General features: G+C 46.2%; 17 protein-coding genes. 1 reads left to right on the top strand and 16 read right to left on the bottom strand.

Going from position 1 to position 17,425, the window contains the following annotated elements; genetic code table 11:
• Window positions 1-64: 64 nt before the first annotated feature.
• Window positions 65-253 carry a 50S ribosomal protein L28 gene (gene rpmB, locus PODO_RS12085; protein ID WP_036686205.1) on the top strand — a complete coding sequence of 63 codons (189 nt, stop codon included), beginning with the start codon at window positions 65-67 and terminating at the stop codon, window positions 251-253.
• 101 nt (window positions 254-354) lie between these two features.
• Here the strand turns inward: rpmB and spoVM are convergent, their stop codons facing one another.
• The 16 genes from spoVM to PODO_RS12005 all read right to left on the bottom strand — a co-directional run bounded on the left by spoVM (window position 355) and on the right by PODO_RS12005 (window position 17,412).
• Window positions 355-435: a stage V sporulation protein SpoVM gene (spoVM, locus tag PODO_RS12080; RefSeq protein WP_020431362.1), complete on the bottom strand. Its 81-nt coding sequence runs from the start codon at window positions 433-435 to the stop codon at window positions 355-357.
• A 177-nt stretch (window positions 436-612) separates the two neighbouring features.
• On the bottom strand, window positions 613-1,278 hold the full coding sequence (gene rpe / locus PODO_RS12075) for a ribulose-phosphate 3-epimerase (RefSeq protein ID WP_036686202.1): 666 nt from the start codon (window positions 1,276-1,278) through the stop codon (window positions 613-615).
• A gap of 4 nt (window positions 1,279-1,282) precedes the next feature.
• The gene (rsgA, locus tag PODO_RS12070; RefSeq protein WP_036686201.1) at window positions 1,283-2,188 is read right to left on the bottom strand and encodes a ribosome small subunit-dependent GTPase A; all 906 of its coding nucleotides are present in this window, start codon (window positions 2,186-2,188) and stop codon (window positions 1,283-1,285) included.
• A 96-nt stretch (window positions 2,189-2,284) separates the two neighbouring features.
• A complete protein-coding gene (gene pknB, locus PODO_RS12065) occupies window positions 2,285-4,531 on the bottom strand; it encodes a Stk1 family PASTA domain-containing Ser/Thr kinase (protein ID WP_036686199.1) in 2,247 nt (748 codons plus the stop codon).
• Window positions 4,531-5,304, bottom strand: a complete 774-nt coding sequence (locus PODO_RS12060) for a Stp1/IreP family PP2C-type Ser/Thr phosphatase (RefSeq protein WP_036686197.1) — start codon at window positions 5,302-5,304, stop codon at window positions 4,531-4,533. Before PODO_RS12060 ends, pknB begins: the two co-directional genes overlap by 1 nt.
• 6 nt (window positions 5,305-5,310) lie before the next feature.
• On the bottom strand, window positions 5,311-6,351 hold the full coding sequence (gene rlmN, locus PODO_RS12055) for a dual-specificity RNA methyltransferase RlmN (RefSeq protein ID WP_036686196.1): 1,041 nt from the start codon (window positions 6,349-6,351) through the stop codon (window positions 5,311-5,313).
• 151 nt (window positions 6,352-6,502) lie between these two features.
• Window positions 6,503-7,819: a 16S rRNA (cytosine(967)-C(5))-methyltransferase RsmB gene (rsmB, locus tag PODO_RS12050; protein WP_036686580.1), complete on the bottom strand. Its 1,317-nt coding sequence runs from the start codon at window positions 7,817-7,819 to the stop codon at window positions 6,503-6,505.
• Between the two features lie 152 nt (window positions 7,820-7,971).
• A complete protein-coding gene (gene fmt / locus PODO_RS12045) occupies window positions 7,972-8,907 on the bottom strand; it encodes a methionyl-tRNA formyltransferase (RefSeq protein ID WP_036686194.1) in 936 nt (311 codons plus the stop codon).
• 5 nt (window positions 8,908-8,912) lie between these two features.
• Window positions 8,913-9,392: a peptide deformylase gene (gene def, locus PODO_RS12040; protein WP_036686193.1), complete on the bottom strand. Its 480-nt coding sequence runs from the start codon at window positions 9,390-9,392 to the stop codon at window positions 8,913-8,915.
• Window positions 9,393-9,477: 85 nt separating this feature from the next.
• The gene (priA, locus tag PODO_RS12035) at window positions 9,478-12,009 is read right to left on the bottom strand and encodes a primosomal protein N' (RefSeq protein WP_036686191.1); all 2,532 of its coding nucleotides are present in this window, start codon (window positions 12,007-12,009) and stop codon (window positions 9,478-9,480) included.
• Window positions 12,009-13,244, bottom strand: a complete 1,236-nt coding sequence (gene coaBC, locus PODO_RS12030) for a bifunctional phosphopantothenoylcysteine decarboxylase/phosphopantothenate--cysteine ligase CoaBC (RefSeq protein WP_038570318.1) — start codon at window positions 13,242-13,244, stop codon at window positions 12,009-12,011. The genes priA and coaBC overlap by 1 nt, the downstream gene beginning before the upstream one ends.
• Before the next feature lie 216 nt (window positions 13,245-13,460).
• On the bottom strand, window positions 13,461-13,661 hold the full coding sequence (gene rpoZ / locus PODO_RS12025) for a DNA-directed RNA polymerase subunit omega (protein WP_036686188.1): 201 nt from the start codon (window positions 13,659-13,661) through the stop codon (window positions 13,461-13,463).
• Between the two features lie 52 nt (window positions 13,662-13,713).
• Window positions 13,714-14,283: a guanylate kinase gene (gene gmk, locus PODO_RS12020; protein ID WP_036686186.1), complete on the bottom strand. Its 570-nt coding sequence runs from the start codon at window positions 14,281-14,283 to the stop codon at window positions 13,714-13,716.
• A gap of 19 nt (window positions 14,284-14,302) precedes the next feature.
• Window positions 14,303-14,563, bottom strand: a complete 261-nt coding sequence (gene remA, locus PODO_RS12015; RefSeq protein ID WP_006209218.1) for an extracellular matrix/biofilm regulator RemA — start codon at window positions 14,561-14,563, stop codon at window positions 14,303-14,305.
• Window positions 14,564-14,611: 48 nt separating this feature from the next.
• Entirely contained in the window at window positions 14,612-15,505 is an 894-nt protein-coding gene (locus PODO_RS12010; RefSeq protein ID WP_036686185.1) for a YicC/YloC family endoribonuclease, read from the bottom strand.
• A gap of 38 nt (window positions 15,506-15,543) precedes the next feature.
• Complete coding sequence (locus PODO_RS12005) at window positions 15,544-17,412, bottom strand: bifunctional homocysteine S-methyltransferase/methylenetetrahydrofolate reductase (protein ID WP_038570311.1); 1,869 nt, start codon at window positions 17,410-17,412, stop codon at window positions 15,544-15,546.
• Window positions 17,413-17,425: the final 13 nt, after the last annotated feature.

Raw genomic sequence — 17,425 nt, 5'->3', positions numbered from 1 at the left:
ATTTGCTGTGATATTATAGATAAGTATTGTTTATGCAGGTGTTAGGAATAAGGAGGTGTAATCTATGTCCCGCAAATGTGCAGTAACAGGCAAGAAACCGAGCAGCGGCAACCACGTGTCTCACGCTAATAACCGCAACCGTCGTTCTTGGGGAGTTAACGTTCAGAAGGTCCGTATCCTCGTGAACGGTAAACCAAAACGCGTGTACGTCAGCACCCGTGCTTTGAAAGCCGGTAAAGTTGAACGCGTTTAGTCTTTAGCAATTTTAAGACCGAACGATAACTTATATGAAGCAAAAAGCACCCTTTACATTTGTAAGGTGCTTTTTTTCATGTTTTCTTTTCTGTTAGCGGCTTAACTCTTCTGAAATGTGTTCAATATTGCTTTAACAAAACCTCCCAAAAACCTTGGCAGCTTAAACGTGTAAAATTTCATGATTTACCCTCCCATCAATTCATGCCGTACGCAGGAGACTTTCCTCTTGTCAATAACGGAAACGAACTGCAGTCCTCCCTGCCAAAACAAAAAAGGCTACATGAGATTTCTGCTCATGTAACCATATTTATGCACCGAGGACTTGGCCTATACCTCTAGTCTCAATAGCCTATTTTTTTAACGCAGTGCAGATTCGGCTGCTTCTCGAATTCCGCGGATCGCCGCAGCACGATCACTCCGGCCAAAAACTGCATTCCCCGCTACCAAAACATCGGCTCCAGCTGCCACAACTAAGGGTGCTGTCTCTTCCGAGACTCCACCATCTACTTCGATCAATAAATCTGGATTCACTTCATTCGCCCATTCTCGAATTTGAATGATTTTGCGCAAAGTGTTAGGAATGAATGCTTGACCACCAAAGCCTGGATTAACGGTCATCACCAGAATCATATCCACATCCTCCAGCACCTCACGCACCGCTGAAGCCGGAGTACCCGGATTAATTGCTACACTTGCCTTCAGCCCCAGCTCCTTGATCTGATGAACCACACGATGCAAATGTACGCATGCCTCAGCGTGAACGGTGATCACACTTGCACCTGCTGCAGCAAAATCAGGGATATAACGTTCTGGCGACTCAATCATCAAGTGAACATCAAGTGGCAGCTTGGTATGTAACGATACAGCTTTTACAATAGGTGGACCCAATGTGATATTCGGCACAAAATGACCGTCCATTACATCCACATGTATCCAATCTCCACCACTGGCTTCCGCCTCTGCTACTTCTGGACCTAAACGCGCGAAATCCGCCGACAATAAAGATGGTGCTATTCGTATCATGATGTTAGTACCTCCGCTTTTTATCTTTCATTTCATTAAAAAACAGTTTGTAATGATCATAGCGACTATCCGCAATTTTCCCTGCTTTCCAAGCCTCTATTACACGGCAGCCTGGTTCATGCTGATGACTGCAGCCCCGGAACTTACAATCGGATGCATATTGAGCAAATTCACGAAAACAAGTGGACAGCTCTTCTACACCAAGCTCTAAGAAATCAAGCTGACTAAAACCTGGGGTATCTGCAACAAAACCTCCACCACCAATATCCATCAGCTCCACATGACGGGTCGTATGGCGACCACGTCCCAATCGTAAACTGATCTCTCCAGTCTCCAGTTTAAGCCCTGGAACAATACGATTCAACAAGGTGGACTTACCAACCCCCGATTGACCCGCAAAAACGCTAATACCACCAGTAAGCCGTTGTCTTAGCTCATCGCTTCCGGCACCAGTAAGTGAACTTGTGACCATCACTTCATATCCGATATCCTCATAAAGTTCTTTAACATAACGAGTAGCTTCACCATCATCATCCGCCAAATCCTGTTTAGTCAGAACAATTAGGGGTTCCAGACCCGAATGCTCAATATGAACTAGAAACTTGTCCAACAGATTCAGGTTCATATCGGGCTCTCGAACGGAGAATAAAAGGACTGCGAGCTTAACATTCGCTACAGGTGGACGAATCAGTTCAGATTCTCTAGGTAGAAGTTCATCCACCATTCCTTCTCCATGCTCAGTAAGTATATAAATAACCCGATCTCCAACTAGCGGAGCGATCCCTTTTTTCTTGAGAATTCCTCGGCCTCTGCATTGAACAGAATGCTCTTCAGTCGCAATTAATCCTTCGCGGAGCGGTTTCACATAATAATAACCGCTTAACGCCTTAACAATTATACCTTCAGGCATACATAGTGAGCCTTCCTCTCCTGATTTTGCGAAAATGACCCAAGTCTGATATCCCCGGGTCATTTCGCTACGCCAACCGTTCAGGTTAAACCCTGTTTAGTTGTTGTTTTTATCTTTAGATTTATCCTTGCCTTTATTGTTGTGCTTATTATTGCCATTATTAGTCGATTCACTATTTATAGAACTATTGTTTACGAACCCTGTCTGATTCACCGCCCCGTTATTCCCTCCGTCATTCTCTGAACCTGAACCTGGCAAGATCTCCGGTTCAATCGTAGGTTCAATTGTAGGCGTAGGTTCAGCAGAAGGTGTTGGAGTTGGCTGTGGTGTTGCTATAACTGGTGGTTCAGGCTCCTGAACGGTTCCGTTCTTAGCATCGATATAAGGAATTACATAAGTATCCAAAAGTACACCGTCACGGGTAACAATAACTGAACCATCTTTATTAGGAGCCAATACTAGATTCACAGATAACACTTGGCTCTTTCCAATGGTACGTGTTCCCCAATCCTGCTTCTCTCCATTATTGCGCGCATCCACGAATTCGATACGAATCTTGCTCTTTTTCCCATCCTGAGCAGGAGCGACTGGCACATTAAAGGTATAATTCAGGGCTTCAGGTGGATAACCTGTACTTAAGTAAATCGTAATCGCTGTTCCAGGTGGAACAGAAGTACCTGTCCCCTTATCAAATGCCCAAGTCTTTGTTACTTTACCTTCTTCAATGCTGAAGCTGGATTCTTGTTTAACTTCTCCAAGAACAAGCTTGGCACCTTCCAGCAGCGCCTTTGCCTCACTCTCCGTCTTACCGATGAGATCTGGCAACAGTACACTTTCTTCTCCTTTACTAACGTAAAGGGTGATTTGAACCGTCTCAGGATCGAATTCTGTATTTAATGCAGGGTCAGATTTTACAATGAGACCTTCATCTGTATTTTCGTCATAGAGAGGTTTATTATCAATCCGGTCCTGGGCTACACCCAGCGCCATCAATGCTTTAACCGCATCATCAAAGCTCTTGTTAACTACATCTGGCATCTTAGGTAGTGGCTTAGCCGTATTCACAGTGAGTATTAGGGACGCTCCTTTTTTCACTTTGGCATCCTTTTCCCTACTTTGCTTAATGACCACATTCTCTTCAAAATTCGGACTGTAGTCATACAGAATAGGATCAGCAACCTCAAGCCCCAAATCCTCAAGCTCAGTTTGTGCTTGTTCTATCTGTTTACCTACTACATAAGGAACGGAAACCTCAGGAACAACTAGCTGTGATTTAACGTACCATACGAGACTGGCCATAGCCAACAGCAACAGCAAGGTAAGCCCAATCCATAATGTGGGTTTTGCCCATTGTTTTTTACCTTTGCTTGAAGGCACCGGTTCATCATCTTCATCACGAACCATCCGTTCCTCACGATGATTACGATTACCATTGCTTCTTTGAATCGGTTTTATCGCCGGGATAACCCGCGTACGATCCTCATCTTCTTCATCGTTGAACAGAATCTTCGCCTCACTGCGGCGCTCCGGCAATAAGCATGTTTCCAAATCCTGCAACATTTCTTTGGCAGAGTCGTACCGCTCTTCCGGATTTTTACGCATTGATCTCAGAATTACATTCTCAACGCTTTGCGGAATGAGTGGATTCAGAAGTTTTGGTTCTTCAAACTCTTCTTGCAGATGTTTTAAAGCTACACTAATCGGACTCTCTCCCAAGAAGGGCAGGCTTCCGGTAAGCATTTGATAAAGTACAATACCTAATGAATACAAGTCAGACTTTTCTCCTGTAGAGACACCTTTGGCATGCTCTGGCGAGAAATAATGTACTGAACCAACCACAGAACCGGTCTGTGTAATGGTTGTTGACGTAACTGCGCGGGCAATCCCAAAGTCGGTTACTTTCACCCGGCCGTTGCGTCCGATCAGGATATTATGTGGTTTTATATCACGATGAATAATTTGATTCTGATGCGCATGATCTAGGGCATCACAGATTTGTGAAGCGATCCGTACGGATTCATCAACCTGTAATGGCGCTCGTTCTTTTATAATTTCATTAAGATTCTGACCCTCAATATACTCCATGACAATGTAATGAATTTCGTCTTCTTGTCCTACATCGTATATGCTGACGACATTCGGATGAGACAAAGATGCGGCAGATTGCGCCTCACGCCTAAAACGGCGAATAAATTCCTCGTCATGCACAAACTGATTGCGCAATACTTTGATGGCGACATTTCGGTTTAAAAGAATGTCATGTGCTCTATAGACGAGCGCCATTCCACCTCCGCCGATCCGTTCGATGACTTGGTAACGGCCGCCCAATTCGTGACCGATCATCAATCCCACTCCTTTGTTTCGGGCACAGCGGCCTCTCCATGATGTTCTAACAAAGCGACGCTAATATTATCGCCACCGCCGGCGAGCAGTGCCAGCTGAAGTAAACGGTCCGCTCTTTCCTCTAACGATATCTCATGTATACCTGCTACTTTGCCTAAATGCTCATTTGTGACAAAGTTGCTTAAACCATCGCTGCATAGAAGCAAAATTTCCCCAGGTAGCAGAGCTATAGGCGCCATATCAACTTCAACCTCAGCATCTGTTCCAAGTGCCCTCGTCAGCACATTACGACGCGGATGATTATCCAATTCCTCCACACTGATCTGACCGTTCTTGAACAGCTCATTGACTAGCGTATGATCCTCGGTTAGTTGAACTGCCGCACTGTCTTTTATTAAATAGGCTCTGCTGTCTCCGATATGGCCAATATATCCGTTTGATCCATTCAAAAGAACAGCAACGACAGTAGTACCCATATTATGATACTTATCGTCACCGGAAGCCTCCCTGAACACAGTGCTGTTAGCTTCCAAAATAGCAGCTGACAACGCATCACGCAGAGCTTCGTCTTGAAGGCCAGACTCTAACCCGTCTAGGTTATTCCTCATTGTCTCCAAAGCGAGCCTGCTTGCGGTTTCACCAGCCTGATGTCCACCCATCCCATCGGCAATAATACCGAGTGTATAACCGTGGCGCGTCGCGCCGATCCAGACCGAATCCTCATTGACAGCGCGCACTCGGCCAATATCGCTGGCATGAACTGTTCTGATCAAATATCCTCACCCCAACTCCATATGTTTGGCACGCAGCTGTCCGCATGCGGCCGCGATATCATGGCCTTGCTCACGGCGAATAGTAACATTCACCCCGTTATCAGCCAAAATACGTTGAAACTCAAAGATATCATTGCGTGAAGTACGTACATATTTTCGCTCAGGCACATGGTTTACCGGAATCAAATTGACGTGGCACAGCATGCTCTTAAGCACCCCAGCCAATTCCTCAGCATGCTCCGGTTGGTCATTTACCCCGCCGATCAAGGCATATTCAAAGCTGACACGTCGTCCCGTCTTAGCTTGATAATAACGCAATGATTCAATTACATCATCAAACGGAAAACGGCGGTTAACAGGCATTAGCTTTGAACGCAAGGCGTCGTTAGGCGCATGAATCGAAATCGCCAGATTAATCTGGGTATCTTCTTCTGCAAATTTATAAATGCTCGGTACAATACCGCTGGTGGAAACAGTAATATGCCGTTGTCCGATATTTAAGCCCTTCTCATGAATCATAAGACGCAGGAATCTCATTGTTGCATCATAGTTCTCAAACGGTTCACCAGTACCCATGATAACAATGCTGCTGACACGTTCGCCGCGCGCATCCAGGATTTGTTGGGAACGTACAACCTGAGCTACAATTTCTCCCGCTGTCAAATCCCGTTTTAATCCACCGAGTGTGGAAGCACAGAAAGTACAGCCGATTCGGCATCCTACTTGGGTTGTTACGCAAACGCTATTGCCATAATTATGTTTCATGATAACTGTTTCGATAGCATGATCGTCATGCAATCCAAACAGGAATTTTACAGTTCCATCTTTAGATTCCATTTTAGTAATTTCAGTTAGTGCTGCAATAGAGAATTGTTCATTCAGCTTCTGGCGAAGCCCTTTGGACAAATTGCTCATTGCTTCGAAGTCATTCACACGTTTTACATACAGCCAATCAAAAATTTGTCCACCACGAAAAGCAGGCTCACCATTGTCTTTCGCCCACTGTTGTAACTCTTCTAAAGAAAAATCATATATTAAAGGTTTCATTATTATCTACACCTGTTCTTTCATAAGGATATGCGTATTATTTCTCATTCTTCCTATTTTAACACAAATTTCAGAGACGGTAAAAGAAAACGCCCGCCGTACGGTAGCCCGGCGGGCGGAGGATACTACAATTGTCAGAAAATTTGCTATATTACAAGACTCTCTGGAGCTTGGAAATATAGAACCCGTCGCTCCCATAATGATGGGGCAGCAGTTGAATTCCATCACCCTCAGCCAGCGCGGTACCCTCCAGCCTGTCCCACAACGGTGAAGCAAAGGTCACTGCGGTGAAATCAGGATTCTGCTTCAAAAAGTCAGCTACTACTTCACTATTTTCCGCTTGTTCAGTCGTACAGGTACTATATACCAGAATGCCACCCGGTTTCAACAGTTTAGAGACCGACTGCAGCAACTCCCGCTGCAATGATGCTACACTAGCCACATCTTCCGGCTGCTTACGCCATTTGAGGTCTGGCTTACGGCGAATTACGCCGAGTCCAGAGCAAGGTGCGTCGAGAAGAATTCTATCAAAGGATTGATGCTCTAACGTTTGCTCCAGCTCCAGCGCGTCTGCACTACCTGTAGATACACAATCAAGACCTAAACGTTCTGCTTGATCTGAGATCAATTTCGCTTTATGCAAATGCAGATCATTAGCGTAAATCGATCCTTCATCTTTCATGAGCTCGCCCATATGTGCTGTTTTGCCCCCAGGAGCAGCGCAGCAGTCAAGCACCCTCATGCCAGGCTCCGGAGCTACCGCTTCAGCTACTAGCATAGAACTCTCATCCTGAACGGAGAGATATCCATCACGATACCAGGAGGTGAGCGCCAGGTTTCCGCCGCCTTTCACAACAATGCCATAAGGACTAACCTCAGATGCTGAAGCTTGCAGACCTTGTTCAATCATCTGGTTCAGCAGAGCTTCACGACTGATCATCGTTGTATTCACACGTACGCTGACCGCAGGCGGCTCATTATTAGATGCACAAATCGCTTCCGCCGTGTCGACACCGTACTCGGTAATCCAACGTTCCACTAACCACAACGGATGTGAATATAATATCGATATCCGCTGCGCTTGACTTAGCCCCTCAGGCAGAACTGGCAGATCACCAGCACGCAATACACTGCGCAGCACGCCGTTAACCATCCCTGAGATTCCCTGGTGGCCTTTTTTCTTCGCTATATTAACAGCCTCATTTACAGCTGCATGGGACGGTATACGATCGAGATACATAATTTGATATAAACTAAACCGCAGTAAATTACGGACCCATGGCTGTAGTTTGGCTATCCCTTTACTAACAAATCCTTCAAGCACATAATCCAGGGTGTTCATCCGCGAAATAGAGCCATAGACAAGTTCTGTGACCAGTCCGGCATCTTCTCTGCTAAGCGTTGCCTTCTGTAGACTGCTGTTGAGCAGCAAATTGCTATATGCACCTTGCTGCTCAACTTTAACCATTATATCAAGCGCGATTTCCCGGGCAGAAGCAGGGGTAACCTTACCCTTGTTGCCAGCTCTGCCGTTGTTGCCAACTGCTTTAGAGTTATTCCCCTGTCTCTTACCAGCGCTAGGATTTACTGCTGATCGGCCAACACCATTTCCACCGCCGCTCAACCTAACACCGTCCCTGGCTTCATAACAGCACCACGGCTAAAATCGGCCGCACTCATTGCTTTTTTGCCAGCAGGTTGAACCGTTGTCAGCAGCAGACTTCCGTCACCTGTCTTCACTTCGACACCTCGTTCAGTTACAGAAAGCACCGTTCCTGGAGCACTATCACTTGCTTTCTGCGCTTCAGGCAGCTTAGAAGCCCAAGCTTTAAAGGTCTCACCATTCCAGAGCGTAAATGCGCCGGAAAAAGGAACTAATCCACGAATTCGATTATAGTTGTCACGTGAGCTAGCGTTCCAATCCAAGCGTTCATCCTCGCGATTAAGGTTAGGGGCATAAGTTGCCTCACTATCGTCTTGCTGAACAGCTTGAACTTTTCCGCTTACTAAACGTGGCATTTCAGACTTTAACAGATCTCGTCCAGCCAGGCTCAGCTTCTCAAAAAGAGTTCCAGAGGTATCCCCATCCTCAATAGCCACTTCGACACGAGAGATCATGTCACCGGTATCCAGCCCCTCAGCCATATACATCAAAGTAACGCCGGTCACTTTCTCACCATTGATGATACTGCGCTGAATCGGAGCACCTCCCCGATATTTAGGAAGCAACGAACCGTGTACATTCACACAACCATTCCGCGGTAAGTCCAACACAGCTTTAGGCAAAATTTGACCATAAGCAGCCGTGACGATCAAATCCGGCTCATATGCTGCCAGCTCGGCGACTGCCTCAGGACGACGCATGCGTTCTGGCTGAAGCACAGGTAATCCGAGAGCTAATGCGGCTTCCTTAACTGGTGAAGGAGCCAAGATCTTTTTTCTCCCCTGCGGACGATCTGGTTGGGTGATGACAGCTACAACTTCATAGCCTTCATCTACCAGCATTTGCAAGCTTGGCACCGCAAAAGCTGGAGTTCCCATGAATACAATCTTCATATTCCTCACTCCTCAGTCTCGTTAGCAGTCATCTCGTATACTTTTTCAGCGATATCTGTAAATAGAACTCCATTCAAATGGTCAATCTCATGCTGAAAAGCCCGGGCAAGTAAACCACTGCCGGTTATCGTAATCTCTTTTCCCTCACGGTTAAGGCCACGTACAGTTACAGTCTCCGCACGGCGAACATCACCATTCAAGCCAGGAATACTAAGACATCCTTCTGGTCCTAGCTGTTCACCTTCCATGCTGATGATTTCAGGGTTAATCATTTTGATCAATCCATGCTCTTCATCCGCATCCACCACAATTAGACGTTTCAAAATTCCGACTTGGGGTGCCGCCAGCCCTACTCCTTCAGCGTCATACATCGTATGTGCCATATCATCCAGCAATTTTTTAACATTAGGAGTAACTACAGCTACTTCTTTAGCTTTTTTGTGCAATACTTCATCTGGTTCTTTAACGATCAAACGTATAGCCATTACAAAACACCTTCCCGTTCTGAACATTTCTATATTTAAAGTCAATTGATAAAGCTCTTTTTTTACATTGTAACATGATACGGATTTACATCAACATCTGCGGATCCACATCAATGCTGATCTGAAGACCGGTATCCCGCACAGAATCCTCTAACTCTTCAGCCACTTGGCGGACAAGTCCAATCACATCGATGGCGCCGCGCCATTTTATCATACACTGGAATCTATATCTACCCTTTAATCGAGGGATAGGTGATGCCACAGGACCCAACAGATCTAACACATCGCTGGTTAGCTTATCGAGACTTCCATACCACCTTAGCTGTCTGGCCTTTCCCTGAAGATTCAGAGCATAATTCTCTGCCATCCGCAGTAGAAGCGGCAGCTGTTCATGAGACAATGTGACCAGGATGAGTCTGCAATATGGCGGATAATGGAGGCCTCTGCGATGCTTCAGCTCTTCACGTACAAAAGAGAGATAGTCATGTCCGCTGGCATGAATAATAGAATAATGCTCTGGCGTATAGGACTGAACGACCACTTCGCCTGGAAGCTGGTGCCGGCCTGCTCTGCCTGCAACTTGTGTAAGCAATTGGAATGTCTTCTCTGCTGCGCGAAAATCGGGCAGGTTCAAAGCTGAATCTGCTGTGATTACACCAACAAGAGTGACATCTGGAAAATCCAGTCCCTTTGCTACCATCTGAGTGCCCAGGAGAACATCCGCTTTTTTGTCTCTAAATTGGTTCAGCAGCTTCTCATGCGAGCCCTTTTCTGTTGTTGTGTCCACATCCATACGAATCACTCGTATGCCTGGGAATAGCTTACCAAGCTCTTCCTCCACCCGCTGTGTACCCGTTCCGAAAAACCGGATATGCTCACTACCACACTCCGGACAAAGCTTAGGTGCTGGTTCAGCATGTCCGCAATAATGACAACGCAAATTGTCACTACGGCTATGATACGTTAGTGAGATATCACATTCTGGACAACCGGCTACGTAACCACAGCTACGACACATGACAAAGGTTGAGAAACCTCTACGGTTAAGCAGCAGCACCGTCTGTTCTCCGCGTTCCAGCCTCTCTTCCAGTGCTGAATGAAGCTTTCGGCTGAACATCGAACGGTTGCCTTCTTTAAGCTCTTCCCGCATGTCTACTACGTTCACCTTTGGAAGTTCATTTCCAAGCGCACGGGTAGGCATCTCCAGCAGTACCGGTGAAAAATGAATATCACTCTGCGATCTTGCAGCATGATAGCTTTCCAGCGAAGGCGTGGCAGATCCAAGAATCACAGCTGCCCCACACTGCTCTGCTCTACGAATAGCAGCATCACGGGCATGATATTTCGGATTCTCCTCCTGTTTATAAGAGGTCTCATGTTCTTCATCCATAATAATCAACCCTAGGTTGGAGAAAGGAGCAAACACGGCCGATCTTGCGCCTACAGCGACTGTGGCCTTTCCTTCACGGATTTTACGCCACTCATCGTATCGCTCACCAACAGACAGCCGGCTATGCATAACCGCGACCCCGCTGCCGAACCGCCCCTTAAACCGCTCCACCATTTGTGGTGTTAAAGCAATCTCTGGCACAAGAACAACAGCCTGTCTGCCCTGATCTAAACAGCGTTTAATACATTGCAAATAGATCTCTGTCTTACCACTACCCGTAACTCCATGAAGCAGAAATACTTCGTGAAGCTGCTCCTCTAAGGTTCGAGAAATTCTTGTATATACGACCTCTTGTTCCGCTGTAAGCGGTAGAGGTGTGGTAGGTTTAAAATCTCGTCCTTGATAAGGATCGCGATAGACTTCAATTTCACTGATCTCGATAAAACCTTTTTCCTCCAAGGCCTTTACAGTACTTGCCGTTACTTGGAGTGCAGACAAAACTTCTTTAAGGGCCATAGGGAGTGTAGCTTCCATATCAACTAAAAAGCTCAGAACTTCCTTCTGGCGTGCGGATTTTTTCGGGAATTTGTTCAATGCCTCACGGGCAGCAGTGACACCTATCGCCAGATCGACTGCCTTGAGCTTTTTCTTACCCATTTTATCCTTAATGGATTGACTCTCTATAAGTACTCCACGCCGCAGCATGAACTTCACCGTCTCAGCAGCCTCAGGAAATGCACGAGTAAGCTGCTTCATGGAAACTTCGCCACTACGTCCAATAAATTCTGTGATTAGTCGTTCCTCATCCCCTGTGTCGGCAAACATTGGGAACAATTCATCCTCTGGAAATGCTGTCTCTTCCTGCACATCTCCAAGTGAAATCAGCCGTTCTGCCTTCCCTTTTAGAGCGGTGGGCAACATCGCCTGCAGTGCTGAAATTCGTCTACATGCATATCTTTTACTCATCCAGTCCGCAAGCTCAACTAATTCAGGAGATAAAGGCGGAAGCAAATCCAACACTTCTTGAATAGGCTTCAGGCTAGGACTCACTAGGGTCTCGCCTGATTCTAAAGATACTACAAAACCTTGGACTGTCCGGTGCCCAAACGGAACGGCTACCCGACTGCCCACTTCAATCCATAACTTCAGGGATTCTGGAATACTATAATCAAATGGCCGGTCAGTGCTGCGTACAGGCACATCCACAATGACCTTGGCGATATCCATTATAATGAAGCTCCAGTAATCCGCTCTGCCACGAGCGTCAGCAAATGACGAGCAACCTCATCCTTCGACAATTGTGGCAATTCAAGCACCAATCCATTCACATCATATATCGAAACGATATTCGTATCCGCTCCAAATCCGGCTCCTGCAGCCGCTACATTGTTAGCAACGATGAGATCGCAGTTTTTGCGGACCAGCTTGTCCTTAGCATAAAATTCCGTATTGCCCGTTTCCGCAGCAAAGCCGACCAAAAACTGCTTGTTTTTGGTCTTACCGAGTGTTTCCAGAATATCCGTTGTCTTCACAAGCTCAAGCGTCATCGTCTCTCCGCTTTTTTTAATCTTGGAAGGCTCACTATGCTTCGGACGGTAATCCGATACAGCAGCCGCCTTGATCATAATGTCGCAGCTGTCCCACAGTGCGGTAACTGCTTCATACATTTCCTGTGCAGATTGAACACGAATGACTGAAATCTCTGGTTCCTGTGGAGGAGCCTCATCTGTACGCGCAGCAATCAACGTTACCTCAGCACCCATTGCACGTGCAGCACGTGCTAGCGCGAAGCCCATTTTACCGGATGAATCATTGGAGATATAACGCACTGGATCAATCCGTTCTACCGTTCCACCCGCTGTGATGACGATTTTTTTACCCGCAAGAGGTTTGGATGCGACGCTAGCTTGGTGTGCAAAAAAATTCTCAACCACACTCACAATAGCCTCTGGCTCTTCTAGCCGACCTTTGCCAACGTATCCACATGCCAGCAGTCCTTCACCAGGCTCAATAAAATGAATGCCTCGGCTAGCGAGAATATTCAAATTATTAAGTACAGCTGGATGCTGATACATATGAACATTCATAGCTGGTGCAACCATAATAGGAGCCGTAGTAGCAAGCAGTGTAGTAGATAACATATCATCGGCGATACCGTGTGCCATTTTGGCAATTATATTTGCGGTTGCGGGTGCTACCAGCACAAGATCCGCAGCATCTGCCAGATCAATATGTGAAATGGAGGATGGATCTCTCTCCTGGAATGTATCGCTATATACTCGTTGCTTCGATAGTGACTGTAGAGTTAATTCTGTAATGAACTGCTTCGCCGAAGCTGTCATAATGACATGAACCTCGGCTCCTTTTTGGACAAGCTTACTGGTCAAGGACGCCGCTTTATAAGCAGCAATTCCTCCTGTGATCCCAAGTAAAATAGTCTTCCCCTTCAAGCTCTTCAACATGATCTCCCCCCTGTTCCCTACTCTTACAACGAATGGCTATCTTTACGACGAGAAAAAAATAACAACCTTCCGGTTGTCATAAAGAGCCCGGTTCTGGGCTTTCATCATAAATTTAAGACCCGTAAATGCTCCATAACCCAAGAAGAAACGGCAGCGCCTCAAAACAAATAGGCGGCATCCGTTTCTACAATAGGTCATTATTACTTATGCTTGAGACTACTCTTCACCGCGGGTTAGAGTAATGCGATCTTCGTAAATTTCCTCAAGAGCAACACCAACAAATTTATGCGATCTAGGATTCTTCACATCTGTCTTGCCACCCTCACGCAATTGTCTAGCACGACGTGCAGCAGCGACAACGAGCGAATACTTACTGTCAACCTTAGTCATCATTTCATCAATGGATGGATATAGCACTGGGACACCTCTTCATAGTTTACTGTTAATACCATTTGACCTTCAGCATAAATTATCTGACTTTACAATGTTCGGCGATAATAATGCTTTCTATTCTCTTACAAGCCAGATCAATCTCATCATTCACAACAGCATAATCATAATGCTGCATTAAGTTGATCTCATCTTCCGCTACAGTCATGCGGTGATCGATCACATCTGGATGCTCAGTACCCCGTCCGCGAATGCGGTCCTTCAACTCGTCCATGGATGGAGGAAGAAGGAACACAAAAATCCCTTCAGGAAATTTCTCTTTGACTTTGAGAGCTCCTTGAACCTCAATTTCGAGAATAATGTCTTTGCCGCTATTGAGAGTTCTCTCTACAAAATCACGGGGAGTACCGTAATAATTACCTACGTACTCCGCGTATTCAAGCAATTGATCGGCTTCGATCATTGTCATAAATTCCTCTTTGCTTTTGAAAAAATAGTTGACGCCATCTTCCTCACCCGCACGCGGACTGCGAGTAGTAGCAGAAACTGAGTAGACAAGTTCGGGCATCTTCGGACGTAGTGCAGTACAAACAGTACCTTTACCCACGCCGGAAGGTCCGGATAATATGATGAGCAATCCTTTTGACATAATACACTCCATTTAGTTGTTATTCGTCGTTGTCGTCATCTTTACTGGATAAGCGATGCGCCACAGTCTCCGGCTGTACAGCCGATAGGATGACATGATCACTATCTGTAATGATTACGGCACGAGTCCGTCGGCCATAGGTGGCGTCGATCAACATATGCCGATCACGTGCCTCCTGGATAATACGTTTGATTGGTGCAGATTCCGGACTGACGATAGAAATAATGCGGTTGGCAGACACAATATTTCCAAAGCCAATGTTAATAAGTTTGATTGCCATGTTCCGGTAGTTCCCCCCATAAAGTTCTATGCTATTACCTATTCCCGATTACTCTATGTTCGCAGCTTGTTCTCGAATCTTCTCCAGTTCTGCTTTCATATCTAGCACAAGACCCACGAGAGTTAGATGATTGCATTTCGATCCGATTGTATTCGTCTCACGGTTCATCTCCTGAATGAGAAAATCCAGTTTGCGTCCTACCGGTCCTTTCCCCTTCAGGAGGGCTCTGCATTGCTCGAAATGACTATACAACCGGGTCAACTCTTCATCAATATTACAGCGATCTGCAAAAATAGCGATCTCCATCCCGAATTTATGCTCATCAAAAGCGAACGTCCCATCATTTAGTTCATTCAATCGATGTCGAAGTTTCTCACGATATTCAATGATTACGACAGGTGCAAGTTCAACCATTTCAGCATGCATGTTCTCAAGATGGTTCAGGCGCTGTTCAATATCTGCGGCTAGATAACTGCCTTCACGGGCGCGCATCTCCAGCAGAGACTGCAAACACTGCTCAAGTCCCGCCTCCAATACTTCGGAGTAGTCTTCTAATGTCGCAGACACGGCACCCGCAGCCTCGTCTTTGCTGTCCATAATACCGGGTATAGAAAGTATATCACGTAAAGTCAACTCACCAGTCAAACCATATTCGTTCTTAAGCTGCTCTGCTGCCTTTAGATAGGTCATTACAGCAGAGTGATTCAGAACCGGTCTAACTGTCGACTCATCGTGCTCTCTATTGATGGTAACATCTATTCTTCCCCGTTTGATGTGCTGTTGAACCTTTCTTCTCAACACATCCTCATAACCCGTCCAATCCCGGGGCATCCGCAGTACAACTTCGCAGTACCGGTGATTCACCGATTTCACTTCGAACATAATCTTGTAGCCGCCGAATTGCAGGGACGATTGACCGTATCCGGTCATGCTAAATGACAACGGAATCACATCCATTACACTATTGTAATTGATTATTACTAGCGAAACAAGGGGGACAATTTGCGTCCTGATTTCTCCCACACATACTCCATTAGCTGTGCGCTCATATCATAGAACATGAACGGAGTCATCAGATAGATTCCATTAAAATGGGCAGTAGCAACATCTAACAGTTCCTTAGCGATAGCGACACCTTCTGCTCTTCCAGCTTCCCCTTCAAGTCCCTTCATGCGGTTGCGGACATCGTCCGTAAGCTGAATACCGGGAACCTCATTATGTAGAAACTCTGCATTACGTCCGCTTGCCAGTGGCATAACACCAATGAATACGGGGATTTCCAGATGTGCTGTTGCCTCAGCTATCTTCACGATAAGTTCCTGATCATAGACAGGCTGGGTCATAATATAGTCGGCACCAGAGGCAATTTTCTTCTCCAGACGTTGCACTGCCTTATCCAAATGTTTAACATTCGGGTTAAATGCAGCTCCGATTACAAAATTCGCTTTCTGTTTCAAAGGTTTACCTGAGAAGGAAACCCCGTCATTCAGCTGCTTGATCATTCTAATAATCTCAAAAGAGGTTAAATCATAAACCGAGCTTGAGCCGGGAAGATCTCCAAATTTCGCAGGATCACCTGTTACAGCCAGCACATGATCAATTCCAAGCGCATCAAAACCCATCAAATGGGATTGAGTACCAATCAAATTACGATCCCGGCAAGCAATATGCACTAGCGGACGAAGTCCAGTTTTAGCGTGCACCAAATGTCCCAAAGCCATGTTGCTCATCCGTGTGACAGCCAGGGAGTTGTCGGCGAGTGTCAGCGCATCCGCGCCTGCTCTTCTCAAAACTTCTGCGCCCTGCATAAACTTTGCAATATCCAATTCACGAGGTGGATCAAGCTCAACAATAACCGTATGTCGTTCCTTTACCAGATCAACCAGGTTCGGCTCTCTACCATCTCTATCCTCATCGCCAAAATTCTCTTGCAGCGATACACGCTCCACTGCAGGTGGCAACGGTTTAGGAAGCGGTTGCGGTACATAATTCTTCAGTGCAGAGGAGATTTCTGCGATATGCTGCGGAGTTGTACCACAGCAACCACCGATTATCCGGCAGCCCATCTCCGCGAAAGTCTGTGCCATTTGGCCAAAATATTCTGGTGAAGCCCCGTACCGGTATTCTCCGTCTACATAATCCGCCACACCCGCATTTGGATACACAGAGGCTGGCAGAACCAGATTCCCTTGTACAGCTTTGAGCGCTCGCTTCATTCCGTTCGGGCCTGTGTTACAGTTAAATCCGATAACATCAGCGCCATCGCCTTCCAGAATACGAAAGGCTTCTGGCAAAGTTAATCCATCTAATGTGCGTGCCGTTTCATCGACAGCTAATTGGCAAACTACAGGAAGCGAGCTGATCTTGCGGAGCGTTCTTAGAGCTAAATGCAGTTCCTCAACATCGTAAAAGGTTTCCAGCATAATGCCATCTACGTCCTCTTCTAGCAATGCAGCAATCTGCTGTGTAAAATATTTTTTCAGCTCTGTGGAAGAGAGATTCGCACGTTTGCCCGCACGAATAGATCCTACAGCTCCTAATACATACCCATGATCTCCAGCAGCCTGGCGAGCGATTCTAACCCCGGCTCGATTTATTTCCTCAACCTTGGATTCTAGACCATATTTGGACAGCCTGTCATAGTTCGCCGAGAAGGTGTTGCTTTCCAGCAGCACTGCCCCTGCCTCAATATAGCTGCGATGAACATCTTCGATTACCCCCGGAGAGGTCAAATTTAATTCTTCATAGGAAATGCCGACCGGGAAACCCTTCTGATATAAGTAGGTCCCCATCGCTCCGTCTCCGACTAATACTTTATTTCCCCATGCGGAACGTAAATCCGGCTTCACAACAAGATCCTCC

Origin of the sequence: Paenibacillus odorifer, from assembly GCF_000758725.1 — a bacterium.
In the GTDB taxonomy this organism is placed as follows: domain Bacteria; phylum Bacillota; class Bacilli; order Paenibacillales; family Paenibacillaceae; genus Paenibacillus_AQ; species Paenibacillus_AQ odorifer.
This window is presented reverse-complemented; position numbering and strand designations above follow the sequence as displayed.